The sequence below is a fragment of the Arthrobacter sp. 10L430 genome (assembly GCF_056395245.1).
The window spans coordinates 54,239-78,610 of sequence record NZ_JBFTJD010000003.1; the positions used below are offsets into that span (position 1 = coordinate 54,239).

Below are 24,372 nucleotides of genomic sequence, written 5' to 3' on the forward strand. Positions count from 1 at the left end.
GCCAAAAAACTGCAGGAGAACAGTGCCGCCGCCCAGAGTGGCGCGTGCGGCCGAGCGGCGGGAGCGGGCTCAGCCCGCCAGCGCCTCACGCCAGCTGCGAAGGAAAGCCGCTCCGGCGTCGTCGTGGATGACCGTCGCATCCAGGCCCAGGTCGGTGGCGGTGAGGATGTCGTAGGGCTTGACCGGCACTCCGTCCGCGGGCCGGACGTCCACATGCTTGACCGGGTGGTCGTTGTGGTGCAGCCAGTCTGCCATGGCGTAGTCCGTCCGGGAATCACCCACGGTCCGCCAGGCCTGGGGCGTGACGCCCTGCGCCGCGAGGAGCTCCACGGCCCGGCTCGCGCCGAGGTCCTTGCCGAGCCGGACGGACTCGATGTCCGTGGAAATGATGGTGGGGTCCACCCGGTAGTCGACTTCGTCGTCGGAGTTCGGTGCGTGGTGGTCCAGCCGCACGACACCGAGGCCGTGGCGCGCCATCAGTTCCATGGCTTCCTCGTCGAACAGGTGCTGCTCGGCCAGGTATTCGCTGTTGGGCACCTCGATGTGCTGTTCCACGGACACCATGGCGCGCTTGGTCTCATCAAAGAACATGTGCGAGGAATAGTCCTCCGCCACCATCCGGCGAATATCGTCACCGTAGGCGGCGGGGACAGCCAGTTCGTGGTCCACATGGACAGGGCCGGGGCCGGCAGCCGTGTAACTGAACCAGACGGCGCCCTTTTCACAGATGGCATGGATCAGCGTTCCTGCCGGCATCCCCGCCGCGATCATGGGTTCCATGACCTGCTCGCGGATGAAGGCGTCCGAGCGCCCGGTGTTGAAGATGATGGGGATCCCGGCGGCGGCCAGTGCCACGAGGTCCGCGATGATTTCCGGCTTGACGTTCCTGGTCACGGGGCTGGCCACGGGGCCGTCGACGTCCAGGAGGAGGGCAAGGGGAGGAGTCGACGGCGTGTGGGCGCCTAAGGTGGCAGCGGCGGCATTCGCGGGAGGTGCAGTCATGGCTCCATTCTGACAGCCACCGCCTGCCCGGGGCGCCGAGGCAGGCAAATCCGGGCCGGATGTGACACATGGTTACTGTTTGGCTACAACCTCCGATGCGGGCCGGTTCCACATTCCCTTGGACAGGCAAGGTGCTTAGGCTTGCATGGTGATATTCAAAGCTGTGGGCGAGGGACGCCCGTACCCCGACCATGGTTTCAGCACGCCCAAGGACTGGGCATCGCTCCCGCCGCGGCCCGTGCGGCTGGATGAACTTGTAACCACCAAGCGGACTCTGGATCTCGAGGCCCTGCTGGCCGAGGACTCCACCTTCTTTGGCGACCTCTTTCCGCACGTTGTGCAGTACCAGGGCACGCTCTACCTGGAGGACGGCCTGCACCGGGCTGTCCGGACGGCACTGCACCAGCGCACCGCCATTCACGCCCGTGTGCTGGTGATCGATGGCTAGAAAACGCAAGGACGTCACGGTCCTGCATGGACACCGCGTCATCACGGGTCCGGAGCTGCGGGCCACGTTCGTGGAGCAGGACGACACCCTCGACCACCCCGGCAGGCTGCGGCGCCGGATCCTGCACGGCGTGGTGCTTATCTTGCTTCTTGCGCTGATCGTTGGGGCGATCCTGGCAGCCCTGGGCATCATGAACGGCCAAATCAAAATTCCTGGAACCGAGGAAAGCGGGGCGAAGGCTTCGGCCTGCCCCGCCGCAACGTTTGACTACACCCCTAACGCCAAGGTCAAAGTCAACGTCTTCAACGCCACGAGCCGGGCCGGCCTCGCCAAGTCGGCCGCCAACGAGTTCAAGGTCCGCAAGTTCGGCGTCGGCAAGGTGGGTAACACCGAAACAGGTTACCGGGGCGTGGCCGCCGTGGTGTCCGGTGCCGCCGGCCAGGCTGCGGCCTTCACCGTCCAGCGGAACGTCCCGGGGTCCGACTATTTCAAGGACGGGCGCACGGATGCCAGCGTTGACGTGATCCTGGCCGGCGACTACCGGGGATTGGCCAAGCCCGAGTTGGTGGACCAGACCCCTGGCAAGCTGAGCTGCCCGCGGGAAAGCAGGCGCATCGCGGATGATGCCCCGTTGCCGGTCGTACCCACGCCAAGCGTCAAGCCCTGAACGGCGGGAGCCTAGCCGGCCACGGCGGGCCGCCCGCCGAGCGGGACAGGGCGGCCGCCGTCGTCGAACCTTGCACCGGAACCCAACTGGATGAAGCGCACTGTCCTTGAAATTCTTTCCTCCAGGTCGTCCGGCTCCTCGCTTCCGCGGGCCGCGCTGGAGGACAGTGTTCCGTGGATCAGCTGGGCCTGCTGCCGGACGTCTGCCACGGGCAGGTAGCCCTGGTCCATGCCGCTGCGCAGGATGTCCTGCAGGAGGTCGCTCAGGCCGCCGACGTGATCGGCGAGCTTGGCGAAGGACGCCGGCGAAAGAACGGCGCCCATGGCCGGTCCGGGCGGCAGGTGGCGGCGGCTGAGGTCCTCCACCTGGGCGCGAACGTACAGGGCGAGCCGGTCCACTGGATTCTCCAGGCGGCTGAGCGACTCGCGCAGTTCCGCCAGAAAGCGCTCCGTTTCGACGAGCGCGTACGAGATGAGCAGCTCTTCAATGTCGGCGTAGTAGTTGTACACGGCCGTCCGCCCGATTCCGGCATGGCGCGCAACGTCCGTCATGGTCAGCCCGGGCAGTCCGTGGGTGAAGAGCAGCTCGCCGAAGGCATTCAGGATGCGGCGCTGGGTCTCGGCGCGCTGCGCAGCATTGCTGGGGGCCGAAATCCGGGGCATACGGACACTTTACCGCGATCTGTCAGTAAACCCCGGGCGCCGACACCCGAACAATCCGAGAATCAGACGGCGCAGCCGTCTGGACCGCATGCCTCGCCGCCGTTTGCGCCGGCGTCCTTGGTCCCGGCGTCGGCCGCGACCATCACCAGCGGATGCGATTCCTGCCACGCCTGCTCCAGCGCCATGCTGAACGTTGCGGACGGCTGGGCGCCGGAGAGCCCGAACTTGCGGTCGATGACGAAGAACGGGACGCCGCTGATGCCCAGGGCGCGCGCTTCGGCAAAGTCGTGCCGCACGTCGTCGGCGTACTTGTCGGAAGTGAACAGCTCCGCGACGTCGACGGCGTCCAGGCCCAGCTCCCGGCCGAGGACGGTGAGGTATTCGCGGCTGCCGATGTCCTTGCCGTGTTCGAAGTGGTCGCTGAGGAGCCGCTCCTTGGCGGCATCCTGCTTCCCGTGAGCGGCGGCCAGGTGGATGAGCCGGTGGGCAGTGAAGCTGTTGGCAACCACGACGGCGTCGAACCGGTAGTTGAGCCCCTCGCCTCGGGCCTCAGCTGCCACATGGTCAAACATCTGTGAGACCTGCGCCGGGGCCATGCCCTTGCGAGTACTGAGGTAGTCGAGCTCGGTGCCGTCGTAGTGCTCGGGCAGGGAAGGGTCAAGCTGGTAGCTCCGCCACTGCACCTCCACGGCATCGCGGTGCGGGAACTCGGCCAGGGCGGCCTCGAAACGGCGCTTGCCGATGTAGCACCACGGACACGCGACGTCTGACCAGATTTCAATCTTCATGCTTGCCACAACCTGAACCCACGCGCTGGCATTCCTGCCGTGCACTGTTGGCTTGGCCACAGCGCACAGCGCACAGCTTCAGTTACCAGCCTTGCCCGGCGTCACTGCGGACAATATCGTTTGACGTAGGTTATGAAGTCAGCCGTCGGATGCTCTTCATCCGAACGCCATCGTTAGTTCTGCCCCGATGCGCCGAGGACGGCGCCGCAGCCATTGTGCGGGGCCGTCTGCTCTGTCACCTGGGAGGCCGGGGAATGCGGATAGGACTTATTGCGGGACCCTGGATTCCCGTTCCTCCGCCCTCTTACGGCGGCACCGAGAGGGTGGTGGACAGCCTTGCCCGTGGTTTTGCGGCTGCGGGGCACGAGGTGTTGCTGGCTGTTCCCTCCGACAGCGAATGCCCGGTCCCGCGTGTTTCGGGGATGAGGGTTTCGGAACCTGCCGAGCTGGGGTCCACCCTTTCGGAGCTCAGCCACGTGATACGGGCGTACCAGGGCATGCGGGGTGTGGACCTGATCCACGACCACACGATGGCCGGTCCGCTGTACGCCCATCGCCCCTCCTCTGTCCCGGTCGTGACGACGATCCACGGCCGGCTGACGCCCGCAGCGGCGGACATCTACCGGGCCGTTGGGAGGACCGCCAGCATCATCGCCATTTCCCGCGATCAGGTCACGCATGCGCCGGACGTGCCGATCGCACGGGTAATCCACCACGGGCTGGACCTGTCCACGGTCCCCACGGGCACCGGCAAGGGGGGCTACGCGTGCTTTGTGGGGCGGGTGTGCCCGGACAAGGGCTTGGTTGAAGCAATCGCTATTGCCCGGAAGGCAGAAATTCCCCTGCGCATCGCGGCAAAGATGCGCGAACCCGATGAGTTGCGGTTTTACCGGGAAGTCGTGAAGCCCCTCTTGGGCCCCAACGAGGACTTCATGGGGGAGATCACGGACGACGAAAAGTACGCGCTCATGGGCAACGCCGTCGCATTCCTAAATCCCATCCAGTGGCCGGAACCGTTCGGCCTGGTCATGATCGAATCCCTGGCCACGGGGACACCGGTAGTGGGCACTCCGGTTGGCTCGGCTCCGGAGGTCGTGGACCACGGTGTCACCGGGTTTCTGGCTTCCTTGGCGGAACTGCCGGCGCTTCTGCTGGGCGTGGCGTCACTCAGCCGGGAAGCTTGCCGGGCCTCTGTAGCGGAGCGCTTCAGTTCTGCCCGCATGGTTGCTGATCATTTGGAGCTGTTCGCCAGCGTTCTGGAGCAGGGGCAGTCTTTCGGGGTTCCGGATCCGGGGGCGGTGCACGAGAATCAGATGCGGGATCCTCTGGGGCGCGGAGTAGGAAATCGAGGGCCTGCTGGAATCTGAGTCTTGCATTGCCGCAACTGCCCGTAGGAAAGGAAGCAGCCCGTGAATGCGTGGAACTCCGATACGGAGGCAGGTCCCTCGGAAGCAGGCGCGGTGACAGTCGTAGAAGGATCGTCGTTTTGCATCTCGTCCGACAGCGGAGACATTGTGACGGGTGGAACGCAAGGCGTTTTCTACCAGGACACCAGGATCGTTTCCCGCTGGATGCTCCGCGTCAACGGAGCACTCCGGGAACCGCTGGTAGCCAGGACGCCCACCGCTTTCCAAGCGACGTTCGTAGGGCGGGCCCGGTGGGCGGACGGGAGGTTTGACAGCCCGTTGGTGGTTCAGCAGCAACGGCACGTGGGCCCCGGGCTGCGGGACGACATCACGATCCGCAATTACTCTGGCGAGGCAGCCGTGTGTGACATCGAACTTAGCCTCGATTCCGACATGGCCGATCTCTTCGACGTCAAAGGCGCCAGGGTGACGACCGGGGCTGTCGTTCGCAGGAGCGTCCATGACGGGGAGCTCCTTATCGAGGCCGAGCGCAACGGCCAGCGCCGGGGCACGGTTCTCCGAGCAGCCGCCGCGCACGTGCGGGAGGATGCACTGACATTCCGGGTGGAGATCCCGCCCCGGGGGCAGTGGTCCACGAGCGTCATCGTGGTGCCGCTGATCAACGGAAAGGGGCCCGATGAACCGTTCAGCGAAACGGCCTCGCCCCACCAACGGACGGGTGTGCAGCGGCATATCGCGTGGGCGGAACACGTACCGCGCATTACCGTCACCGACTGGAATGTTCAGCACGTGCTGAGCCGCAGCCAGAGCGATCTGGGGTCCCTGCGGATTTTTGATGCCGCACACTCGGGGAGGGTGGCGGTCGCCGCCGGTGCCCCATGGTTCATGGCGCTCTTCGGCCGGGATTCACTGCTTTCCTCCTACATGGCCCTGCTCGTGGACCCCGGCCTGGCCGCCGGGACGCTGCAAACCCTGGCCGAAATTCAAGGCACGAAGGTGGACCCCGATTCGGAGGAGGAACCCGGCCGGATCCCCCATGAAGTGCGGTTTGGCGTCAATGCCGGCCTGGCGCTGGGGGGTACCTCCTACTACGGCACGGCCGACGCCACCCCGCTGTTTGTGGCCGTGCTGAGTGAGCTCAGCCGTTGGGGACTGGGCGAGGACATCATCGGTTCGCTGCTGCCGCATGCGGACCGTGCCTTGGACTGGATCGAGCACTTCGGGGACCGCGACGGCGACGGCTTCGTGGAGTACCTGAGGCCCAACCCCCACGGATTGTTGAACCAGGGGTGGAAGGACTCGTGGGACGGGATTAATTTCGCCGACGGCAGGATGGCTGAGCCACCCATCGCACTGTGCGAGGTCCAGGGTTACGTCTACTCCGCCTACGTGGGCCGGTCGCTGCTGGCCCGCTGGGCCGGGGACTCGTCATTGGAACACCACTGGGCCGAGCGTGCTGCCACCGTGAAGGCGTCGTTCAACGAGCGGTTTTGGCTGCCCGACAAGGGGTATTTCGCCATCGCGCTGGACAAGGACAAGCAGGCGGTGGACTCGTGCGCATCAAACATGGGCCACTGCCTCTGGGTAGGAATAGTCGATGAGGACAAGGCGCCCATGGTCGCCGAGCGACTCATGTCGCCGGAGATGTTTACGGGGTGGGGCATCAGGACACTGGCCTCGGATATGGGCGCCTACAACCCTGTCAGCTACCACAACGGCTCCGTCTGGCCGCACGATACGGCACTGGTGGCCACCGGGCTCATGCGCTACGGCTTCGTGGACGAGGCCCGCCGGGTCGCGGGCGGGCTTTTTGCCGCCGCCGCGCATTTCGACGGACAGCTGCCGGAGCTGTTCTGCGGTTTTGACCGGAGTGACTTCCCGGAGCCGGTGCCGTACCCCACAGCCTGCTCCCCGCAGGCGTGGGCAGCAGCCGCTCCGGTGCAGTTGGCCCGGATTCTTTTGCGCTTTGACCCAGACTTCACGCGGAATGTCCTGCACCTGGCGCCCATACTGCCGGCCGAGCTCGGCGATGTCCGGGCAGAAAACGTCCTCTTGGGCCGCTCCAGGATCACCATCCGGGCCCATAGGGGGGAGGGGAGCGTGGAGGGGTTGCCTCCCGAACTGAAGCTCCGGAAGGAGCCGCGTCCGCCCCTTAACAGTGACCTTGGCGGTTAGCTATCCCAGCCTGCGCTCCATCACGAAGTCATGTTCCACGGTGCTGCCCAGCTGAAATGACTTGGTTCCCACCTTCCGGAAACCGGACTTTTCGTAGAACCGGATCGCCTTGGCGTTCTCGCTGTTGACGCCGAGCCACATCCCGGCGGCCCCAGTACCTGCGGCGGACTCGAGGCTCGCGTGCATGAGTTCGGCCGCGGCGCCGAGACCGTGATGGTCCGGGTGCACATAGCATTTGCTGAGCTCGACCGACGGGAGGGCATTGAGCGCGGAGGCCACGCCCGGATCGGAGGTTGGCCGGTCCACGAGCAGGCTGTAGCCGCGGAGGTCTTCGCCGGCATCAATGACCAGGACCGTCACCGCGGGATCGGCGAGGTACGCACGGAAGTGGCGCTCGCTGAGTGTGTTGGCGAGGTGGGCAGCGATGTCCTCACGCGATGATCCGGGCGGGCATGCCAGCGGAAAGGTGACGGCAGCCAGCTCGGCCAGCCGCCCGGCGTCGTCCGCGGCCGCCTTGCGGATAGTGTGCGTCATGCAGGTCCTCCGACGAGAGTGTCTTGTACAGGTATGCTCGATCGCCACGCCATGGCCCTCGGCAATCGCATGGTCGGCGATGAGAGAGCCGAGGCGCCACGCATCGTGGTGGTCAAAACTCGCGAAAACGAGTTCTTCCTCGTGCTGCCGCAGTTCAGCGATCCGCGGCGAGACGGTGTCAGTCATTCGAGACTGTCCCTTCCGGCACGGCATCGGCGTCGTAGCTAAGCCCGATCTGGCGGCGGATCTCGTCCATCGCGGCCATCACCGCCACGCTCTCGTTCGGCGGGAGAGTGGTACCGGCAGTGGAGCCTTCCCGGACCAGGCGTTCCAGCTCAACCGCCTGGTACTGCATCCCCCGGCTCTTGACGGGCTGGTCGAACCTCTCCACAACATTTCCGCGCGTGTCATACACAGTGAAAGGCGTGGGGTTGTACCAAGTGGACTCGATGTCGATCCAACCCTCCGTCCCGATAACCACTGCCCGGTTCGCTCCGGCGGCATCCAGCTCACAGTCCACGAGGGCCTGCTGTCCCTGTGCGTACTCAAAGATTGCCGCAGTCTGGCGGTCCACGCCCGTGGTTGTCATCGAGGCACTTGCCCGAACGGCGGACGGAGTGCCGAACACGTCGAAAGCGAACGAAACCGGGTAGATGCCCAGGTCCAGCAGCGCTCCGCCGCCCAGCGCGGGGTCGTTCAGCCTGTGCGCAGGATCCTTCGGCAGGTTTTGATTGTGGCTGGCCACCAGCTTGCGGACTTCGCCGAGCGTGCCCTCGGCAATGATCTCGCGGATGCGGGCCATGTGGGGGAGGAATCGGCTCCACATGGCCTCCAGGACCACAAGGCCCTTGGCCTCGGCCAGCGCCACGATCTCCTGCGCTTCGCGGGCGTTCATGGTGAACGGCTTCTCGACCAGCACGTGTTTGCCGGCGTTCAGGGCGAGGAGAGCGTGGGCATGGTGGAAAGTGTGCGGGGTGGCAACGTAAACCACGTCAACGTCCGGATCCTCAACCAGCGCTTCGTAGCCTTCGTGGGCAGTGGGAATGTGGAACTTGTCGCTGAATGACTTGCTCGACTCCACCGTGCGGGAGCCGACGGCCTGGACAGTAAAACCGTTGTCGATCAGGTCCTGCGTTTGCAGACCGGCGATGAATCCGGTGCCGAGGATTCCCCAACGGATTTGTCCGTCAGAGGTGCCGTTGCTGTAGTTGGCCACGTGATTAGTCCTTTGTTGAATCTGAGCTAGAGAGCGGGTACGCCACGAACGCAAAGCGCTCAGAGTCCGGCGACCAGCTCGTGACGTTGAGGGTACCCTGGCCACCGAAAAGGGACCACGTGTGCAGCGGCGTTGCCCAGTCACCGGTGGAGACAAGTACGACGGCGACAGGCAAGTCGGCGGGGTGGCCTTCGGTTCCGCCGGGGAACCGGATGTAGCAGGCAAAGCGCCCGTCGGGAGAGACGTGCGGAAACCAGTCGACGGTGTCGGACTCCAGGAGGCGCTCGAACCCGCTCCCGTCAACCTGCACACGGGCAAGCTGGGCGTGGCCCGGGAGAGAGGTAAAGGACTCCGTGTTCAGATAGAGCCACTTTCCGTCCGGGGAATACTCCGGTCCGTCACAGTGGCCGCTGCCGACATTGACGCTGGCGGTTGCGCCGCCGTCGGCCGGGATGGTCATCAGCCTGCCGGGTTGGGTGAAGTCGCCCGCTTCGATACCGACGTAGGCAAGCTCTTGACCGTCCGGGCTCACCCCGTGGAGGAAGTGGAAGGATCCGTCGTCCTTGGTGATGCGCTCGGCCTGGCCGCCACTGAGCTCGGCACGGTAGATGTGGCCGTCATTCGCCGAGAGGTAGATGCCGGTACCGTCCGGGTCCAGGACATGGTCATTGTTGAGGTCCGGGACGCCGGTGAGAGGCACTCCTGTCAGCGACGCGCCGGCGACGTCCAGCTTCCAGAGCTTCCCGTCGCCATTGAGGACGAGTGAACCGCCGTCGAGGGTCCAGTTCGGTGCCTCCAGGAGAACGTCCTCCGTTGAGTACACCAGCGTGGATTCTCCGGAGACCGAGGCGGCCCATACCTCGCAGCGCTGGCCGGGTTGGAGGGTGCGGATCACCTTGCTTCTTCTTTCGTAAGATCCTTGATCCTGATGTTCCGCCACCCGCACTGTGCGCCCTTGCCCCAGCGGGCTTCGCCGAACATGGCGTCATTGTCGTGCACTTCGAGCGCGATGTGGCCGCGCTCGCCGAGCACTCCAAGGACAGCGTCGGGATCGTAGTTGGGCGAGTCAAGGCTGGCGGTGTCCAGTTCGGCGACCTTGAGGCCGTTGACCCAGGTGGTGATGACCGGCAGTGTTCCTACGCAGCGGATCCTTAGCTCATTCCAGTCGTTCCAGTCGTCCCAGCGCCACACTGTGAGGAAATCCTCGACGTCGCCGAACGCCTGCTCGCTGACCAGGTAGCCGCCGTACCCGCTGCCGGGGGAGTCTTGCTCGCCCACCAGGACTCCGTCCTCCACGAACCAGTGAGCCGCGTGCTTCTCGGGTTCCACCGGCCGCGCCAGGCCGCGGCGGTCGAACAGCTCCAGGATGCTCGGACCACCCGGGTATTCCGTGCCGTAGACGCGGGGCACAGTGCGCCAGCCGGACAGACTGACGCCGTCGAACAGCGGAAAGTACCCACCGCCGTCGGGCGCTTCAGCCTCAGAGGCAGTGTCCGGCGGGCCTGCCGCAGCAGTGTTGGGAAAACCCATCTCCGCTAGTCCTTGCTGCTGAAGGCGGCGTCGAAGGATGTTTGGGAGGCGGGGAAATCGAACTTCTTGAGCGCGGCGAGGGCTTCGGGGGCGCCGTGGAGGCGGTCCATGCCGGCGTCTTCCCACTCGACGGAAATGGGGCCGGTGTAGCCGATCGCGGTGAGGGCGCGGAAGGAGGATTCCCAGGGGACGTCGCCGCGTCCGGCGGAGACGAAGTCCCAGCCGCGGCGGGGGTCGCCCCAGGGAAGGTGCGAGCCCATGACGGTGTTCCGGCCGGTGGGGCGGAGCTTGGTGTCCTTGCAGTCCACGTGGTAGATCCGGTCCTTGAAGTCCCAGATGAAGGAGACGGGGTCGATGCCCTGCCACATGAAGTGGGACGGATCCCAGTTCAGGCCGAACGCCTCGCGGTGCCCGATCGCTTCGAGGGTCCGGACGGTGGTCCAGTAGTCGTAGGCGATCTCGGAAGGGTGGACTTCGTGGGCGAAGCGGACCCCGCAGTCGTCGAAGACGTCCAGGATCGGGTTCCAGCGGTCCGCGAAGTCCTGGTAGCCGGCCTCGATGACCTTCTCCGGAACCGGCGGGAACATCGCGACGTACTGCCAGATGGAGGAGCCGGTGAACCCGACGACGGTGTCCACACCGAGGGCCTTGGCGAGCCGGGCGGTGTGCTTCATTTCCTCCGCGGCGCGCTGGCGGACGCCTTCGGGGTCGCCGTCGCCCCACACCTTCGAGCCGACGATGGCTTCATGGCGGAAGTCGATGGGGTCATCGCACACAGCCTGGCCCTTGAGGTGGTTGGAGATGGCCCAGACCTTCAGGTTGTATTTCTCCAGGACCGCGAGCTTGGACTCGACATAGCCGGGCTCGTCCCAGCGCCAGGCATCCAGGTGGTCCCCGGACACGGCGATTTCCAGGCCGTCATAGCCCCATCCGGACGCGAGCCGGGCAACTTCCTCGAAGGGCAGGTCGGCCCACTGGCCGGTGAACAGGGTATACGGGCGGGGCATGTCAGGCTCCTTCGGTGACCGGGGCGGCAGCGGCTGCCGTCGCGCCGGTGGGCGGGATGAGTTGGATAATGGCACTTTTCGCGGCCGAGGACTCTTCGACGGCGTTCAGGACACGCTGGACGGTGAGGCCGTCTTCAAACGACGGGGACGGCGCGGTCCCTGTTGCTATCGCGGCGAGGAAGTCCCGGATTTCGTGGGTGAACGTGTGCTCCCAGCCGATGGTGTGCCCCTGGGGCCACCACGCGGCCAGATAGGGGTGCTCCGGTTCATTGACGAGGATGCGGCGGAAGCCCTGTTCCCGGATCGGAGCGCTGGCATCCAAAAATCCGAGTTCATTCAGAGACTCAAGATCAAACAGAATGGTCCCCCTGTCGCCGTAGATCTCCAGCGTCAGGGAGTTCTTCCTGCCTGTCGCCACCCTCGAGACTTCAACCGAGGCGATGGCCCCCGAGGCGAGGGACAGCGTGGCCCAGGCGGCGTCGTCGACCGTCACTTCTTCCATGCCGTGGGCACCCGGCCGCTGGGTGGTGAACGTGTGCATGCGGCCGGATACCTCGGTCACGGCGTCGCCGAGGAGGAAGAGCACCTGGTCGATCGCGTGGGAGGCGATGTCGCCCAGGGCGCCGGATCCTGCCGTTTCCTTGTTCAGGCGCCAGGTCATCGGCGACTCCGGATCCACGAGCCAGTCCTGCAGATAGGCTGCCCGGACGTGCCGGACCCGTCCAAGCCGGCCCTCGGCGATAAGCTCGCGGGCCAGTGCCAGGGCGGGGACACGGCGGTAGTTGAAGCCGATCATCGATTGCACGCCGCGTTCCCTCGCGGCCCGGGCGGCGTGGGTCATGGCCTCTGCCTCGGCCAGGGTGTTGGCCAGCGGCTTCTCCACGAGCACGTGCTTGCCGGCCTCGAGCGCGGCGATGGCGATCTCGGCGTGCATCCAGCCGGGCGCGCAGATATCGACGATGTGGATGTCGTCCCGCTCCAAGACCGTGCGCCAGTCTGTGGCGGACTCCGCCCACCCATACTTGGCCGCGGCCGCCGCCACCTGGCCGGCGTCCCGGCCCACGAGGACTTTCTGCTCGAAGGCCGGGACATCGAAGAAGCTGGCCACGTTCCGCCAGGCATTGGAGTGGGCCTTGCCCATGAACGCGTACCCGATCATCGCCACGCCCAGAGTCCTGGTTCCCGGTCGCGTTCCTTGGGATTCTTGGGAAGTCATTGCACTGTTCCTAAAGTGTGGGTGCGGTGGGGTTCCAGTCCTCGGGGAGGGCTGCGGACGCGGGCGCCGAACTTTCGACATCCACGAAGGTTCCCGATTCCATCGACTCTGAGATCGAGACCATGGTGTCCAGAACGTGGTAGGCGAGGTTGCCGGTGGCGCGGTGCGGGACTCCCGCTCGGATGGACCGGGCCATGTCCAGAACGCCCATGCCGCGGCCGTTGGCCGGACCGGTGGCCGGGATTGTGGTCCAGTCCTCGTCTCCCGCACGCCAGAGCCGCACGGCGCCGTCGAAGAAGTTGGGGTCCGGGAGCGAGATGGTGGCCTCTGTGCCGGTGATCTCCACGAATCCCATCCGCAGGCGCGGGGACTCGAAGCTGAAGACGCTGTGCGAGGACTGGCCGCCCTCGAACTGGGCCATGGCGCTGACGTGGGTGGGGACCTCGACGGTGAATTCCTCGCCGGCCTTCGGGCCGGAGCCGATGACGCGGACTTCCTTGGCCTTGGAGCCGACGGCGGCCACCTTCCGGATGGCGCCGAAGGTCTGTACCAGGGCCGTGAGGTAGTACGGGCCCATGTCGAACAGCGGTCCGGCACCGTACTGGAAGAGGAACGCCGGATTCGGGTGCCAGGATTCCGGTCCCGGGGTCTGGAAGGTGGTCATGGCTGTCAGCGGAGTGCCGATGTCGCCGCGCTCGATCAGCCGCCGTGCCGTTTGGAGGCCGGCGCCGAGGAAGGTGTCCGGGGCGCAGCCCAGCCGCAGCCCGGCCGCGTCTGCTGCCTTGAGCAGTCCCAGCCCGGATTCGCGGTCCAGCGAGAACGGCTTTTCCGTCCAGACGTGCTTGCCCGCGTTGACGGCCGCGGTGGCCACTTCAACATGGGCTGCGGGGATCGTGAGGTTGACGATGATCTCGACGTCGGGGTGGTTCAGTGCCGCATCCACCCCGCCCCATTCGGGGATGCCGTATTCCTTCGCCCGCGCCTCGGCGGCCTCCTCGAAGAGGTCGGCAATGATGTGGACCTTCAAGTCCGGGAAGACCGTGAGGTTGTCCAAGTACTGCTTGCTGATGACACCGGCGCCGATGACGGCGACGCCGACCGGCCCCCGGCGCGAAGCTGCGCCGCTCATGCGCGCGCGCCTTCGCTTGCCGCGGTGTTCAGGAAGGCGAGGCTCTGGGCGATGCCGTCGAAGATGTCACCGGAATAGTCGTCAAATTCCACGACACCCACTTCCAGGGATTTGGCCGCGCCGATAACGTCCCACACGGCGATCTTCCCCTGGCCGGCCGGCTGCTGGGCCTTGGTGTCGGTGCTGAGGGGCCCGTCCTTGATGTGGATGAACTTCACCCTGTCACCGAGGCGCTCAAGCACGGCCACGGGGTCCTGGCCGCCCACGGCGACCCAGTAGGTGTCTACTTCCAGGACCAGCTCAGGGTCGAGCAGCCCTGCGAAGTACTCCAGGGCGGTCTGGCCTTCGATGGTGGACTCCAGTTCCCAGGCGTGGTTGTGGTAGCCCACGCGGATGCCGTATTCGGCGCCCTTCTTGGCTGCGGCGTTGAGCTTGGCTGCGGTGCCCTGGATGTCCTCGGCGGACTGCCAGTGTTCTGCCGGCAGGTAGGGGTCGATGACGGTGCTGATGCCCAGTTCCTTGGCGGCGGCAAAGATTTCGTCCTGGTCCTGGCTGAGCAGGGGAGCGTGGCCGGACGGGGCGGTGAGGCCGTTTTCCTTCAGCGCTGCACCGAGTTCCTTGGCCGTGGCCACGAAGTTGTAGGGCTCAACCTGGGTAAAGCCGATCTCGGCTACCTTCCTGATGGTGCCGGGCAGGTCCTCCTGGATGGCATTGCGCAGGGTGTACAGCTGGAGTGAATAAGACATGTCGTTCCTTTGCGGGAGTTGGATTGTTCTCGAAAATGGGTCAGGGCCTAGCGGCCGGCGAGGGATCCGCCGATGCCGCCGACACTGAAGTACTTGTTCAGGGTGGCGAACACGATGACGGGTGGGAGCATCATGACCACGGCGAGGGCCATAACGGACGTCCAGTCAGTCGCGTTCTGCTGGAAGAACGACTGCACGCCCATGGGCAGGGTGAAGATCTCGTTGGAGCGCAGGAACACGATGGCTACGAGGTAGTCGTTCCAGGCCAGCAGGAAGGCGAAGATCGCGGTGGAGAGGATGCCGGGAAGCGAGTTACGGAGAACCACCTTGGTGAACGATCCGAAGACGGAGCAGCCATCGATCCATGACGCCTCTTCGAGGCTGATCGGGATGGAATCGAAGTACGCGGCCATCATCCACGTCGCGACTGTCATGGTCGAGCCGACATAGATGATGGTGATGCCCAGCAGGTTGTCCACCAGTCCCATGCCGGCGAACAGGATGAAGAGCGGGACCACTGAGGTGATGATGGGCAGTGACTGCATGACGAAAAGCAGCAGGGAGTACCCGGAGACCGCTTTGGACCGGCCCCGGGAGAGGACGTAGCCGGCCGGGGCTGCGACGGCGACCGACACCAGGACGGTGGACAGGGTGGTGATCAGGCTGTTCTGCAGCCAGGTGGCGGCGAGCGTGCCGGAGAAGACGTTGGCGAGGTTCTCGAACGTCAGGCCCGTGGCCGCGCTGGTGGGCCCGGGGGTGAATGCAAGCACCACCGTGACCATGATGGGGACCAGTACGACGGCGGTGATCACCAGTATGGCGGTGAACCGCCACCAGCGGCCGCGATCGCCCGCTTCGGAGAGTGTACGGCGCTTCTTGCCGGTGTCAGCGACTCCCAGGACCGGGCCGGATCGGGGATGGGCGTGGACTGCTGCGCTCATTATTCAACACTCGACTTTCGGATCTGGCGGTACAGGATGACGGAGATGACCACCAAGGTCATGGTCATGAGGAAGGCGATGGCGACGCCGGGTCCGGTGGCGAAGTCCTGGAAGACCGTGCGGTAGGCCAGGACCACCAGGGAGGTGGTGGCACTGACCGGGCCGCCGCCGGTGAGCAGGTAGATGGTGGGGAAGTCGTTGACGCAGAAGATCGTCATCAAAATCCAGGAGATGTAGGTGGACCGGGCGATCAAAGGAAGCGTGATCTGGCTGAACTGCTGCCAGCGCGTGGCGCCGTCCATGCTGGCCGCTTCGTAGACGGTGGTGTCCACGGAGGCGAGGGCCGCCGAGATCATCATCATCATGAACGGAAAGCTGACCCAGACTTTGAACATCATGACCGTGATGGCCGCGAGGTTGGGATCGGCCAGGAACAGCGGAGTGCCCAGGCCGAGGTTCCGGAACAGGGACGGGATCAGGCTGTCCGGGGTTGCCACCAGCCAGTTCCAGGCGGTGGAGGACACCACGATGGGGACGACCCAAGGCAGCAGGAGGAGGACCTTGAAGGTTCCGCCGGCGGGGATCCTGGTGCGGAGCAGCAGCGCGAGCCCCAATCCCACAAGCCACGATCCGAAGACACCCACGATGGTGAACATCAGGGTGAACTGCGCTGCCTTCCAGAATGCCGGGGAGGACAGGACAGTGGCGAAGTTCTCGCCGCCGACGAAGTTTCCGGTTTGCAGCAGGTTTCCGTCGTGCGTGGCCTGGACGGCCGCGTAGATAAGGGGATAGCCGTGGATCAGGACCAGCAGGACCACGGACGGGAGCAGGAGCCAGAAGAACGTTCTGGTGGTTTGTGCGGACAGCTTGCTCTTGCGGTTGCCGGACCCGCCCCCGCCGGGTGCGATTCCCTTGCGGGCCCGGGTAAGTCCGGACGGCGCTGTGGTAGTTGTCATGGACTTGCCGCTCTACTTTTTCAGAACCGATTCGAGGGCGGACTGGAAGGTCTGCAGCGCGGTCTTGGCATCGGACTTGCCGGTAATGATGGTTTGGCTGAACTGGTTCAGTGCCTGGCCGCCATCGAGGGCTGCGAGGTTGGCGTTCAACGTGTTGCCCTGGGAAGCGAACGTCTTGGCGATGGGCTGCCAGTCCTTGACGATCTTGACGTTGTTGGGGTCGGACGCAAACTCGGGGATCTCGGTGATGGACTTGAAGACTGGCAGGGCGGACATCAGCTTCTGGCGCCACAGTTCCTTGAGCTGGCCCAGGTAGTAGACCAGGAACGCCTCGGACGCCTCCTGCGACGGCGTATTCGTGTACATCATGATGTTGTTGGGGAAAACGATGGTTGCCTTGTCCCCGTGCGGGCCCTTGATGGGGTCCGCGACGAGGAGGTCACCGGAGGTGTCGCCAACGCGCTGCGGGACATTGACCTGGAACAGACCGTATCCGGCTTTGCCGTCCTTCCACTGGGCGGACATGTTGTCCGTGGTGTAGCTGACGGCAGCGGGATCGACGATTCCGTTGGACACCAGTTCCAGGACGAATTCCATGGCCTCGACGTTGCGGTCGTTCATCAGGTCCAGCTCGCCGTCCTTGGTGAAGACACCGCCGCCGTTGTTGACCATCATCATGATCATGGAGTGGTTGGCGTAGTTGTTGCCTGACCCGGCACCGGTGGTGAATCCGAACGCGCCGACCTTCTTGAGTGCCTTGCCGGCTTCGAGGAGGGACGGCCAGTCGGTCGGAAGTGCCACGTTGGCCTTCTCGAACAGCGACTTGCGGTACCAGAACACGCGCATGTCCAGCTGCCACGGAACGGCTACGTACCCCTTGTCAGTCTTGAACGGGTCCAGCACGCCCGGCAGGAAGTCGTCGAACTGGCCGTTCTTCTTGAGTGCGTCGATCACCTTGTCCGCGTAGGCAATCTGGCCCTGCTTCTCGAACTGGAAGGCCTGGAAACCGCCGCCGGTGGATACCGCGGGACCGGTCTTGGACGCGATGGCCGAGGAGAACGTCTGGTAGAAGTTGTTCCACTGGATGATCTGGTAGCTGGCTTTGCTGTTGGCTCCGGAGAAGCCTTCGGCGAGCTTCTTGGCGGCGTCGTTGTAGGCCGGGGTGGCCCACGGCATGTCCCAGAATTTGATGACGCCGTTGCCTCCGCCGCCGCCCTGGGAGGCCGAGCCGCCGCCACAGGCGGCCAGGAGCGGAACGGACGCCGCGGCGGCGGCGAAGCCAAGGAATCCCCGGCGCGAAAAGGCGGAGGATGCAATGGAGGATTTGGTAGACACGATGGTTTCCTTTCAGGTCCGGGCTAAGTGAATGCCCGGCCCCTTCTCGACAATGAGCGGATAGTGACTCTGGAATTGGAATGCTGGTGGTGCTGACTAGCTGTTGAGTTGGCTAAGGAGTGAAGTAACTGCCATGAACCGCGCCAGATCGTTGGCGGGAGTCCCGGAAGACAGATGCGAGTGGACCCTCGACCAGCTGGTCCGGTGGGATGATTCGTACAGTGTGGGAAGCGTCGTCGCCCCTTCTGCCGTTACCATGCGCACTTCGGCCGGCCACGCTGCTGCCGGGTCCGGCAGTACGACGTCGGCGCGTCCCGCTGATGTGAGAATCGAAACGCTGGCCGTGGAAGGCAACGCCGACGTGATGATGCCCTGGAGCGCTGCAGGCACTCCACCGGCAAGGACTCCAGCCACGGTGTAGCCGTTCGCGCTGCGCTGGATCAGCCTCACGTCCTGCAGGTCAATCCCGCATTGCAGGAAGACGGCGAGGTGTTCGGTCAGCAGGTGCAGGGGATCCGTTCCGGGAGGCGCCACGGCAACCGAGTCCAGCAGTACGGCGTCCTTGATGGCGCCGGCAATCGCGCCGCGGACGTTCGCGCCGGCCAGCGCCACGTTTCCGGCCCACTGCTGGTCAAGCACAACGACGGACCCCGCGGCGGATGCCGTAGCGGTCAGCCCGGCAAGGTCTTCGGCCACCGGCGCGGAGACCACAACGCCCTTGGCGCCGCTGCGGATCGCTTCGGCGGCGCGTTCGGCCCACCCTGCATGACCGGCTACGGCGACGACATCCGGTGTGCCGGCATCGGGCGTTCCCGCCGCCGCGGCAAAGGACAGGGGGAGGGAAGCAACCACGGCGGAGACCGCACCTGACGCTTCGGCCTGCGGATCCGCGGATACGGACAGCTGCGTGGTCATGCGTTGATCTCCTGATCTGCGGTGGTCCCGCTGGCAGTGCCGGCATTAACCTGGGCTGTATCAAACCGGCCTGCGGCCGACTCGGCGATTGCCAGCGCGAACTCAAGGTCATGGATGAGTGTCTCGGCAGACGGCGGCCGGCCCGTTCCCCGCGCCAGCTCAGCCAGTTTGCGCCATTCGCCCTCATAGCCGTTGTGGCCGAAGGGGCCCAGGACCGTGGTCTGCCCGGGTTTCCGGATCTGGGCTGTTGCGGAGCCTGCGTGAACATAGGACGGGGTGAAGTCGATCTTCAGTGCCGCGTCATTGCCGATGGCCTCGAATACCCAGGACGGTTCCCAGGTGGCGTTCATGGCGGCGCGCAGTTCGATGGTGACATCCCCGGCCCGCAGGGAGATGACATAGCCGAAGGGTCGGGCGATCTCCGCGTGCAGGACTTCCACGGAGGCAAAGTCGCGGGTGAAACGGCGGACCAGGGGAAGATCGTGGATGGCCAGGCCCATGACTCCGCCCTGGAGCATGGCCTTGATGACTTCGGGGTCCGTTGAGTCGCGATCCGGCATCGGCACCCGGCCGACGATCTCCGTGGCGAAGTCCTCAAAGCGCGGATTGGGCGGCAGGACAATGGAGGACCGGATCGTGTGGACCTGCTCAGGCAGATCCTCCCAGGCCTCCTCGGCCGCCAGCCAGCCCGGATCGAAGGTGTGCATGGCGCCGACGATGATGGGAACGCCGGTTTCGGCTGAAACGGCGGATATGCGGGCTGCTTCCTCGCCACTCATGGCGAAGGGCTTTTCGCACAGCACCGCCTTCTTGCCGGCCCGGCAGCTGGCGATCACCTGCGCCGCGTGGAATTGGTGCGGGCTGCAGATGGCAACGATGTCCACATCGGGATCGGCGAGGAGTTCTTCCATGCTGGTGCTGAAGCGTGCTCCAACCCTGCCGGCAACTGATTCGGCCACGGCGGGATCCACATCCATGATGTGGCGCACCTCGAGAATGTCGCCGAGCCTGGCCAACGAGGGGAGGTGAATTGCCTGGGTGACAGGCCCTGCGCCCAGAATTCCGACACCAAGCGGCGCCTGTGATGCCTGTTGTTCGCTCGACAAGATTATTACCTCTTTGTAATCGCTGGAACACTGCATGCCCCTGTCCACGATTGCTTGGTGATGGGGCTCACAGCCAAAGCTAGAACTACTTTTGTCGATCGTCAAGCAAAAGTCGGAAAGTCTCCGACAATCTTTCTGGTGTGTGACACCCAGAAGCAATCGTGCTATCAAGGATCCATGAGTCCACGAACGGGTACAGGCAACACAGCGGAGCTGACTACTGCCGACGGCGTCGGCAGTCTGTCCCGCGCCGGCGACCTGTTTCAGCTCCTCCGCGACGGCAAGGCGCGAACGCGGGCGGAACTGGCCCTGACCACCGGGCTTGCCCGTTCAACCGTGGCTTCCCGCATTGACGCCCTTATCTCCTCCGGGCTCGTGGGCCCGGCCGGTGAGGCGACGTCGAGCGGCGGCAGGCCGCCGTCGCGGTTTGCCTTCAAGCCGGCCGCGCGGGCAGTGCTGGCTGTCGACGTCGGGGCGACGCACGTGATCATTGCGGTCACCGACCTCGGCGGGAACATTCTTACGGAGAGGCGGCTGGCCCAGGACGTGGCCGAGGGGCCGGAGGCCGTGCTGGGGCGGATTGTCGCCGAGGCCACGTCGCTGCTCACGGAGACGGGACGGGCGCCGGGGGACCTTGCCGGCATTGGCATCGGGCTGCCCGGCCCCGTGGAACACGCCACCGGGATGCCGGTGAAGCCCCCCATCATGCCGGGCTGGGACGGGTTTGACGTGGTCCGCTATGTCCAGCGCTCGCTGCCTGTTCCGGTACTGGTGGACAACGACGTCAACATCATGGCGCTGGGCGAACGCACCGCCCACTGGCCTGAGCACGACAATTTCCTGTTCATCAAGGTGGCCACGGGCATCGGCGCCGGCATCATCAGCAGCGGTGAATTGCAGCGCGGCGCCAACGGCACGGCCGGGGACCTTGGCCATGTGCGGGTTCCCAGGGGCGACGAGGTGCTGTGCCGGTGCGGCAATTACGGCTGCCTTGAGGCGCTGGCATCCGGCCCGGCGGTGGCCCATTCGCTGGCGGCGCAGGGGCTCAAGGCTGAAAACGGAGGGGACGTGCTTCGCCTGGTGGCCGCGGGCAACCTGCCGGCCATCCAGGCGCTGCGCCAGGCAGGCCGGGACGTCGGCGACGTGCTCGCCACGGTGGTGAACCTGCTCAACCCTTCCGTCATTGTGATCGGAGGCAGCCTTGGCCAGGCCGGCGAGCATCTCATGGCAGGCGTGCGCGAAGTTGTTTACCGGAGATCCCTGCCCCTTGCCACCACGCACCTGCGCATCGGCCTGTCCATGGCTGGAGACCAGGCTGCGGTACTGGGTGCGAGCCAGATGGTTACCCAGCATGTGCTGTCCCCGGCGGTCATCGAGGCCACGCTGCAGGCTACGGGGTAGTCGGAACAGCCAGACCGACAGTCAGACTGAAGTGAAACGGAGGCATGAAACGTGAGCAATCAGCAGCCCGCATCCCTGAAGGTCGGCGTTGTGGGGATCGGATGGGCCGGTCAACAGCACATCAAGGCCTACAAGAATATTGACGGCGTGGAGCTCGTGGCCGTTGCTGCCCAGGAGGCGGACCTGCTGGGCAGCCTCAAGGACGAGTACGGCATTCCCCACACGTTCGCCCGCTGGGAGGACCTGATCGGATTCGAAGGACTCGACGCCGTCAGCGTCGCCGTGCCCACGTTCCTGCACGCACCGATTGCCATTGCGGCGCTTGAGCGCGGACTGCACGTCCTGAGCGAAAAGCCGCTGGCCCGCAACGGCGAAGAGGGCCGGAGTATGGTCGAGGCTGCTCGCAAGGCCGGCCGCGTCCTGGACGTCGCCTTCAACCACCGCCGCCGGGGCGATATCCAGAAGCTGAAAGGCATCATCGACGACGGCGAACTCGGCCGCCCGTACTACGCCAAGGCATCCTGGCTCCGCCGCCAGGGGATCCCGATGCTGGGCAGCTGGTTCACGAACCCTGCGCTGGCGGGCGGAGGCCCCCTCGCGGACATCGGCGTGCACGTCCTGGACTACTCGCTGCACCTGCTGGGCGAACCGAAAGTGCTGTCTGTCTCGGCCTCCACGCACTCCGAGCTGGGCCCCCGCGGCCTCGGCGGCAACGCCCGGTACACCGCCCTGCAGTCCGCCCACAAGTTTGAAGTTGAAGACTTCGCGTCGGCGTTCATCCGACTGGAGGGCGGCGGCACCCTGATCCTCGAGGCGGGCTGGGCGGCGTACCGGGAGGAGGACGACCTGCTGGACTTCACGGTTTACGGTACCGACGGCGGAGCGGAACTGCGCGCCGTCGGGGCCTCCAATGCCCCCGTCGCAGGCCTGCGGATCTTCAAGGAGAAGGACGGCGAGAACGCGGACTACGAGGTGGTGGCGGAGCCGGGCCGTGCGCACGACGCAGTGGTGGAGGACTTTGTCACCGCCGTCCGCGGAGGTGAGACCGAGTGGGGCGCCCACGACGGCTCACTCGCGCTGAGCCGCGCGCTGGTGCTCGATGCCTGCTACAAGTCCGCCCTCGAACAGCGCGAAGTGAGGCTCTGACATGACTGACAAACTCAACATCCTGGTGTGGAACGAAGGCGTCCACGAAGCCCGCAACCAGCCTGAAACCATGGCCGAGATGTACCCCAGCGGCATCCACGGCGCCATCGCGGACGGGCTGAAGGGTTTCTACCCGGACTCCGGCATCACCACGGCCACGCTGGCAGACCCGGAGCACGGACTCTCGGAGGAGACCCTGGCCGCGACCGACGTGCTGCTGTGGTGGGGCCATGTGGCCCACGATGACGTCAGCGACGAGGTGGTCGAGCGCGTGCAGCGCCACGTACTGGGCGGCATGGGGCTCATCGTCCTTCATTCCGGCCACTTCTCGAAGATCTTCACCGCGCTGCTGGGCACCACCTGCTCGCTTAAGTGGCGCAACGACGGCGAACGCGAACTCGTGTGGACCGTCAAGCCTTCGCATCCGATTGCCGCCGGTGTGGAAAGCCCCATCGTGATTCCGAAGCAGGAGATGTACGGCGAACTCTTCGACATCCCGGATCCGGATGACCTCATCTTCATCAGCTCCTTTGAAGGCGGCGAAGTCTTCCGTTCGGGGGTGACCTTCTCCCGGGGCAAGGGCCGGATCTTCTACTTCAGCCCGGGGGACCAGGAGTACCCCGTCTATCACCAGCCCCAGATTCGGCAGGTGATCGCCAACGCGGTGGGCTGGGTGGCTCAGCCGAAGCAGTTCCGGGCCGCCCCGGGAGTGAGCAACGCGCCGCGGGACTGGTATCTGTAACTGAGCACTGACGACCATGTCTTGGCGGGCCGGAGCGCAGCGATGTGACCCGGCCCGCCGACTTTTATTCTTTCGACATAAGCCCGCCGTGATAGCAATGAAGTGATGAAACCGCTTGCCATTTTCCTGCCGCCAGCCCGGGCCGCGCTGTGAGGGCCCGCCTGGGCTCCAGGGTCCCCGGCAGCTGGGTTCTCCTCGCCTGCATAGGACTCATCGCCCTTAACATGCGGGGACCGTTCGTGGCGGTCGCACCCGTGGTGGGTCCAATGCAGCAGGATCTCGGCTTTTCGCCCGTGGAACTGGGTCTGCTCACCGGAATCCCGGTGCTGTGCTTTTCGCTCGCTGCGCCCCTGGCGTCGCTGGCGGCGCGCAGGCTGGGCGCAGAGGTGGCCATCACGCTGACCCTTCTTGGAGTCCTGGCAGGGGTCATCGTCCGGTCCGCCGGCGGCGGCGTGCTGGTGATGCTCGGGACGGTGATCCTGGGCGTGGCCATCACGGTGGGCAATATAGCGGTGCCGCTGATCATCCGGCGTGACTTTTCCTCCCGCCGGCAGGGCACCGCAATGGGCATCTATACCGCGGCCCTCAACATCGGGTCTTTCCTCACCTCGGTGGTCACGGCGCCCCTCGCCGAACTGTGGGGCTGGCGCCCGGCACTGGCCGCCAGCGCGTTGTTCGCTGTCGCCGCAATAGCTTTCTGGGTGCCCGCCGCCGGTCGCGGGTCATTGGTACCCGCCGCCGACGACGGCTCCGGTGGGCCGCCAGCCAGCGGCCGCCCCCCTTCACGCTGGATTACCGTGGGCCTGACCGTCGGTTTCGCCGGCCAGGCCATCTCCTACTACGGCGTCACGGCCTGGCTGCCCACGTTGCTCGCTGACGAACTGGGGATGGCGCCGGCTGCCGCCGGCGCGGGGTCGTCGCTCTTCCAGATTCTTGCGATCGCGGGCGGCCTTGGGGTTCCGATGGTGGCGCGCTTTGCCAGCACGACGGCGGTTGCCCTCACCCTGGGTGCCATGTGGCTGAGCGTGCCGTTGGGACTGCTGGCGGCGCCCCAGCTGTGGTGGCTATGGTCTTCCCTCGGCGGCGCGGCCCAGGGCGGCGGCATCACGGTCATCTTCATCGCCATCATCAAGCTGGCCCGCGACCAGGTCTCGGCCGGCCGGATGTCGGCGGTCGTCCAGGGTGTGGGCTACTGCTTCGCCGCGGCGGCCCCGACTGTCGTGGGCTACGTCCACAGCATCTCCGGCACGTGGTCCCTCCCGCTGCTGCTGATCCTGGGTTCGGTGCTGGCGTTCATCCTGGGAACAACGCTGTCAGTGCGCAAGGTGCCGAAACAGCGCTAG

General features: G+C 65.5%; 24 protein-coding genes. 8 read left to right on the forward strand and 16 right to left on the reverse strand.

What is annotated here, in order from left to right:
- Positions 1-69 precede the first annotated feature (69 nt).
- Entirely contained in the window at positions 70-1,002 is a 933-nt protein-coding gene (locus AC1DDG_RS04380; RefSeq protein ID WP_230118733.1) for a Cof-type HAD-IIB family hydrolase, read from the reverse strand.
- A gap of 148 nt (positions 1,003-1,150) precedes the next feature.
- Here AC1DDG_RS04380 and AC1DDG_RS04385 point away from each other — a divergent pair, with 148 nt between their 5' ends.
- Both AC1DDG_RS04385 and AC1DDG_RS04390 read left to right on the forward strand, forming a co-directional pair.
- Positions 1,151-1,450, forward strand: coding sequence for a type II toxin-antitoxin system VapB family antitoxin (locus AC1DDG_RS04385; RefSeq protein ID WP_476875206.1), 300 nt, complete (start codon positions 1,151-1,153; stop codon positions 1,448-1,450).
- Positions 1,443-2,117, forward strand: coding sequence for a LytR C-terminal domain-containing protein (locus tag AC1DDG_RS04390; protein ID WP_230118734.1), 675 nt, complete (start codon positions 1,443-1,445; stop codon positions 2,115-2,117). The genes AC1DDG_RS04385 and AC1DDG_RS04390 overlap by 8 nt, the downstream gene beginning before the upstream one ends.
- A gap of 11 nt (positions 2,118-2,128) precedes the next feature.
- On the opposite strand, the gene AC1DDG_RS04395 is transcribed toward AC1DDG_RS04390, so the two are convergent.
- Together AC1DDG_RS04395 and AC1DDG_RS04400 are read right to left on the reverse strand one after the other, a co-directional pair.
- Entirely contained in the window at positions 2,129-2,779 is a 651-nt protein-coding gene (locus AC1DDG_RS04395; protein WP_476875067.1) for a TetR/AcrR family transcriptional regulator, read from the reverse strand.
- 62 nt (positions 2,780-2,841) lie between these two features.
- Positions 2,842-3,567 (reverse strand): DsbA family oxidoreductase, encoded by a 726-nt coding sequence (locus AC1DDG_RS04400; protein WP_230118736.1) that lies wholly within the window; start codon positions 3,565-3,567, stop codon positions 2,842-2,844.
- A 254-nt stretch (positions 3,568-3,821) separates the two neighbouring features.
- Here AC1DDG_RS04400 and AC1DDG_RS04405 point away from each other — a divergent pair, with 254 nt between their 5' ends.
- Together AC1DDG_RS04405 and AC1DDG_RS04410 are read left to right on the forward strand one after the other, a co-directional pair.
- Positions 3,822-4,934 carry a glycosyltransferase family 4 protein gene (locus AC1DDG_RS04405; RefSeq protein ID WP_476875068.1) on the forward strand — a complete coding sequence of 371 codons (1,113 nt, stop codon included), beginning with the start codon at positions 3,822-3,824 and terminating at the stop codon, positions 4,932-4,934.
- A gap of 42 nt (positions 4,935-4,976) precedes the next feature.
- Positions 4,977-7,109, forward strand: a complete 2,133-nt coding sequence (locus AC1DDG_RS04410; RefSeq protein WP_230118738.1) for an amylo-alpha-1,6-glucosidase — start codon at positions 4,977-4,979, stop codon at positions 7,107-7,109.
- Here the strand turns inward: AC1DDG_RS04410 and AC1DDG_RS04415 are convergent, their stop codons facing one another.
- The 13 genes from AC1DDG_RS04415 to AC1DDG_RS04475 form a co-directional block, all read right to left on the reverse strand.
- Entirely contained in the window at positions 7,110-7,643 is a 534-nt protein-coding gene (locus tag AC1DDG_RS04415) for a GNAT family N-acetyltransferase (protein ID WP_230118759.1), read from the reverse strand. It lies immediately after the preceding gene.
- A 178-nt stretch (positions 7,644-7,821) separates the two neighbouring features.
- On the reverse strand, positions 7,822-8,859 hold the full coding sequence (locus tag AC1DDG_RS04420) for a Gfo/Idh/MocA family protein (protein ID WP_230118739.1): 1,038 nt from the start codon (positions 8,857-8,859) through the stop codon (positions 7,822-7,824).
- 4 nt (positions 8,860-8,863) lie between these two features.
- A complete protein-coding gene (locus AC1DDG_RS04425) occupies positions 8,864-9,754 on the reverse strand; it encodes a TolB family protein (RefSeq protein WP_476875069.1) in 891 nt (296 codons plus the stop codon).
- Positions 9,751-10,389, reverse strand: coding sequence for a 3-keto-disaccharide hydrolase (locus tag AC1DDG_RS04430; RefSeq protein WP_476875070.1), 639 nt, complete (start codon positions 10,387-10,389; stop codon positions 9,751-9,753). The genes AC1DDG_RS04425 and AC1DDG_RS04430 overlap by 4 nt, the downstream gene beginning before the upstream one ends.
- A 5-nt stretch (positions 10,390-10,394) precedes the next feature.
- Positions 10,395-11,396 carry a sugar phosphate isomerase/epimerase family protein gene (locus AC1DDG_RS04435; protein ID WP_476875071.1) on the reverse strand — a complete coding sequence of 334 codons (1,002 nt, stop codon included), beginning with the start codon at positions 11,394-11,396 and terminating at the stop codon, positions 10,395-10,397.
- Between the two features lies 1 nt (position 11,397).
- Positions 11,398-12,612, reverse strand: coding sequence for a Gfo/Idh/MocA family protein (locus tag AC1DDG_RS04440; protein ID WP_476875072.1), 1,215 nt, complete (start codon positions 12,610-12,612; stop codon positions 11,398-11,400).
- Positions 12,613-12,622: 10 nt separating this feature from the next.
- Entirely contained in the window at positions 12,623-13,741 is a 1,119-nt protein-coding gene (locus tag AC1DDG_RS04445) for a Gfo/Idh/MocA family protein (protein WP_230118744.1), read from the reverse strand.
- Positions 13,738-14,487 carry a sugar phosphate isomerase/epimerase family protein gene (locus tag AC1DDG_RS04450; RefSeq protein WP_476875073.1) on the reverse strand — a complete coding sequence of 250 codons (750 nt, stop codon included), beginning with the start codon at positions 14,485-14,487 and terminating at the stop codon, positions 13,738-13,740. The genes AC1DDG_RS04445 and AC1DDG_RS04450 overlap by 4 nt, the downstream gene beginning before the upstream one ends.
- 47 nt (positions 14,488-14,534) lie before the next feature.
- Positions 14,535-15,428 (reverse strand): carbohydrate ABC transporter permease, encoded by an 894-nt coding sequence (locus AC1DDG_RS04455; protein ID WP_476875074.1) that lies wholly within the window; start codon positions 15,426-15,428, stop codon positions 14,535-14,537.
- Complete coding sequence (locus tag AC1DDG_RS04460; protein WP_476875075.1) at positions 15,428-16,384, reverse strand: carbohydrate ABC transporter permease; 957 nt, start codon at positions 16,382-16,384, stop codon at positions 15,428-15,430. The genes AC1DDG_RS04455 and AC1DDG_RS04460 overlap by 1 nt, the downstream gene beginning before the upstream one ends.
- A 12-nt stretch (positions 16,385-16,396) precedes the next feature.
- Positions 16,397-17,719: an ABC transporter substrate-binding protein gene (locus AC1DDG_RS04465; protein ID WP_476875076.1), complete on the reverse strand. Its 1,323-nt coding sequence runs from the start codon at positions 17,717-17,719 to the stop codon at positions 16,397-16,399.
- 96 nt (positions 17,720-17,815) lie between these two features.
- A complete protein-coding gene (locus AC1DDG_RS04470; protein WP_476875077.1) occupies positions 17,816-18,634 on the reverse strand; it encodes a hypothetical protein in 819 nt (272 codons plus the stop codon).
- Complete coding sequence (locus tag AC1DDG_RS04475; protein ID WP_476875078.1) at positions 18,631-19,740, reverse strand: Gfo/Idh/MocA family protein; 1,110 nt, start codon at positions 19,738-19,740, stop codon at positions 18,631-18,633. The genes AC1DDG_RS04470 and AC1DDG_RS04475 overlap by 4 nt, the downstream gene beginning before the upstream one ends.
- Before the next feature lie 177 nt (positions 19,741-19,917).
- Here AC1DDG_RS04475 and AC1DDG_RS04480 point away from each other — a divergent pair, with 177 nt between their 5' ends.
- The 4 genes from AC1DDG_RS04480 to AC1DDG_RS04495 all read left to right on the forward strand — a co-directional run bounded on the left by AC1DDG_RS04480 (position 19,918) and on the right by AC1DDG_RS04495 (position 24,372).
- Positions 19,918-21,141, forward strand: a complete 1,224-nt coding sequence (locus AC1DDG_RS04480; protein WP_476875079.1) for an ROK family transcriptional regulator — start codon at positions 19,918-19,920, stop codon at positions 21,139-21,141.
- Between the two features lie 51 nt (positions 21,142-21,192).
- Positions 21,193-22,287, forward strand: coding sequence for a Gfo/Idh/MocA family protein (locus tag AC1DDG_RS04485; protein WP_476875080.1), 1,095 nt, complete (start codon positions 21,193-21,195; stop codon positions 22,285-22,287).
- A gap of 1 nt (position 22,288) precedes the next feature.
- On the forward strand, positions 22,289-23,029 hold the full coding sequence (locus tag AC1DDG_RS04490; protein ID WP_476875081.1) for a ThuA domain-containing protein: 741 nt from the start codon (positions 22,289-22,291) through the stop codon (positions 23,027-23,029).
- A gap of 224 nt (positions 23,030-23,253) precedes the next feature.
- On the forward strand, positions 23,254-24,372 hold the full coding sequence (locus AC1DDG_RS04495) for an MFS transporter (RefSeq protein ID WP_476875082.1): 1,119 nt from the start codon (positions 23,254-23,256) through the stop codon (positions 24,370-24,372).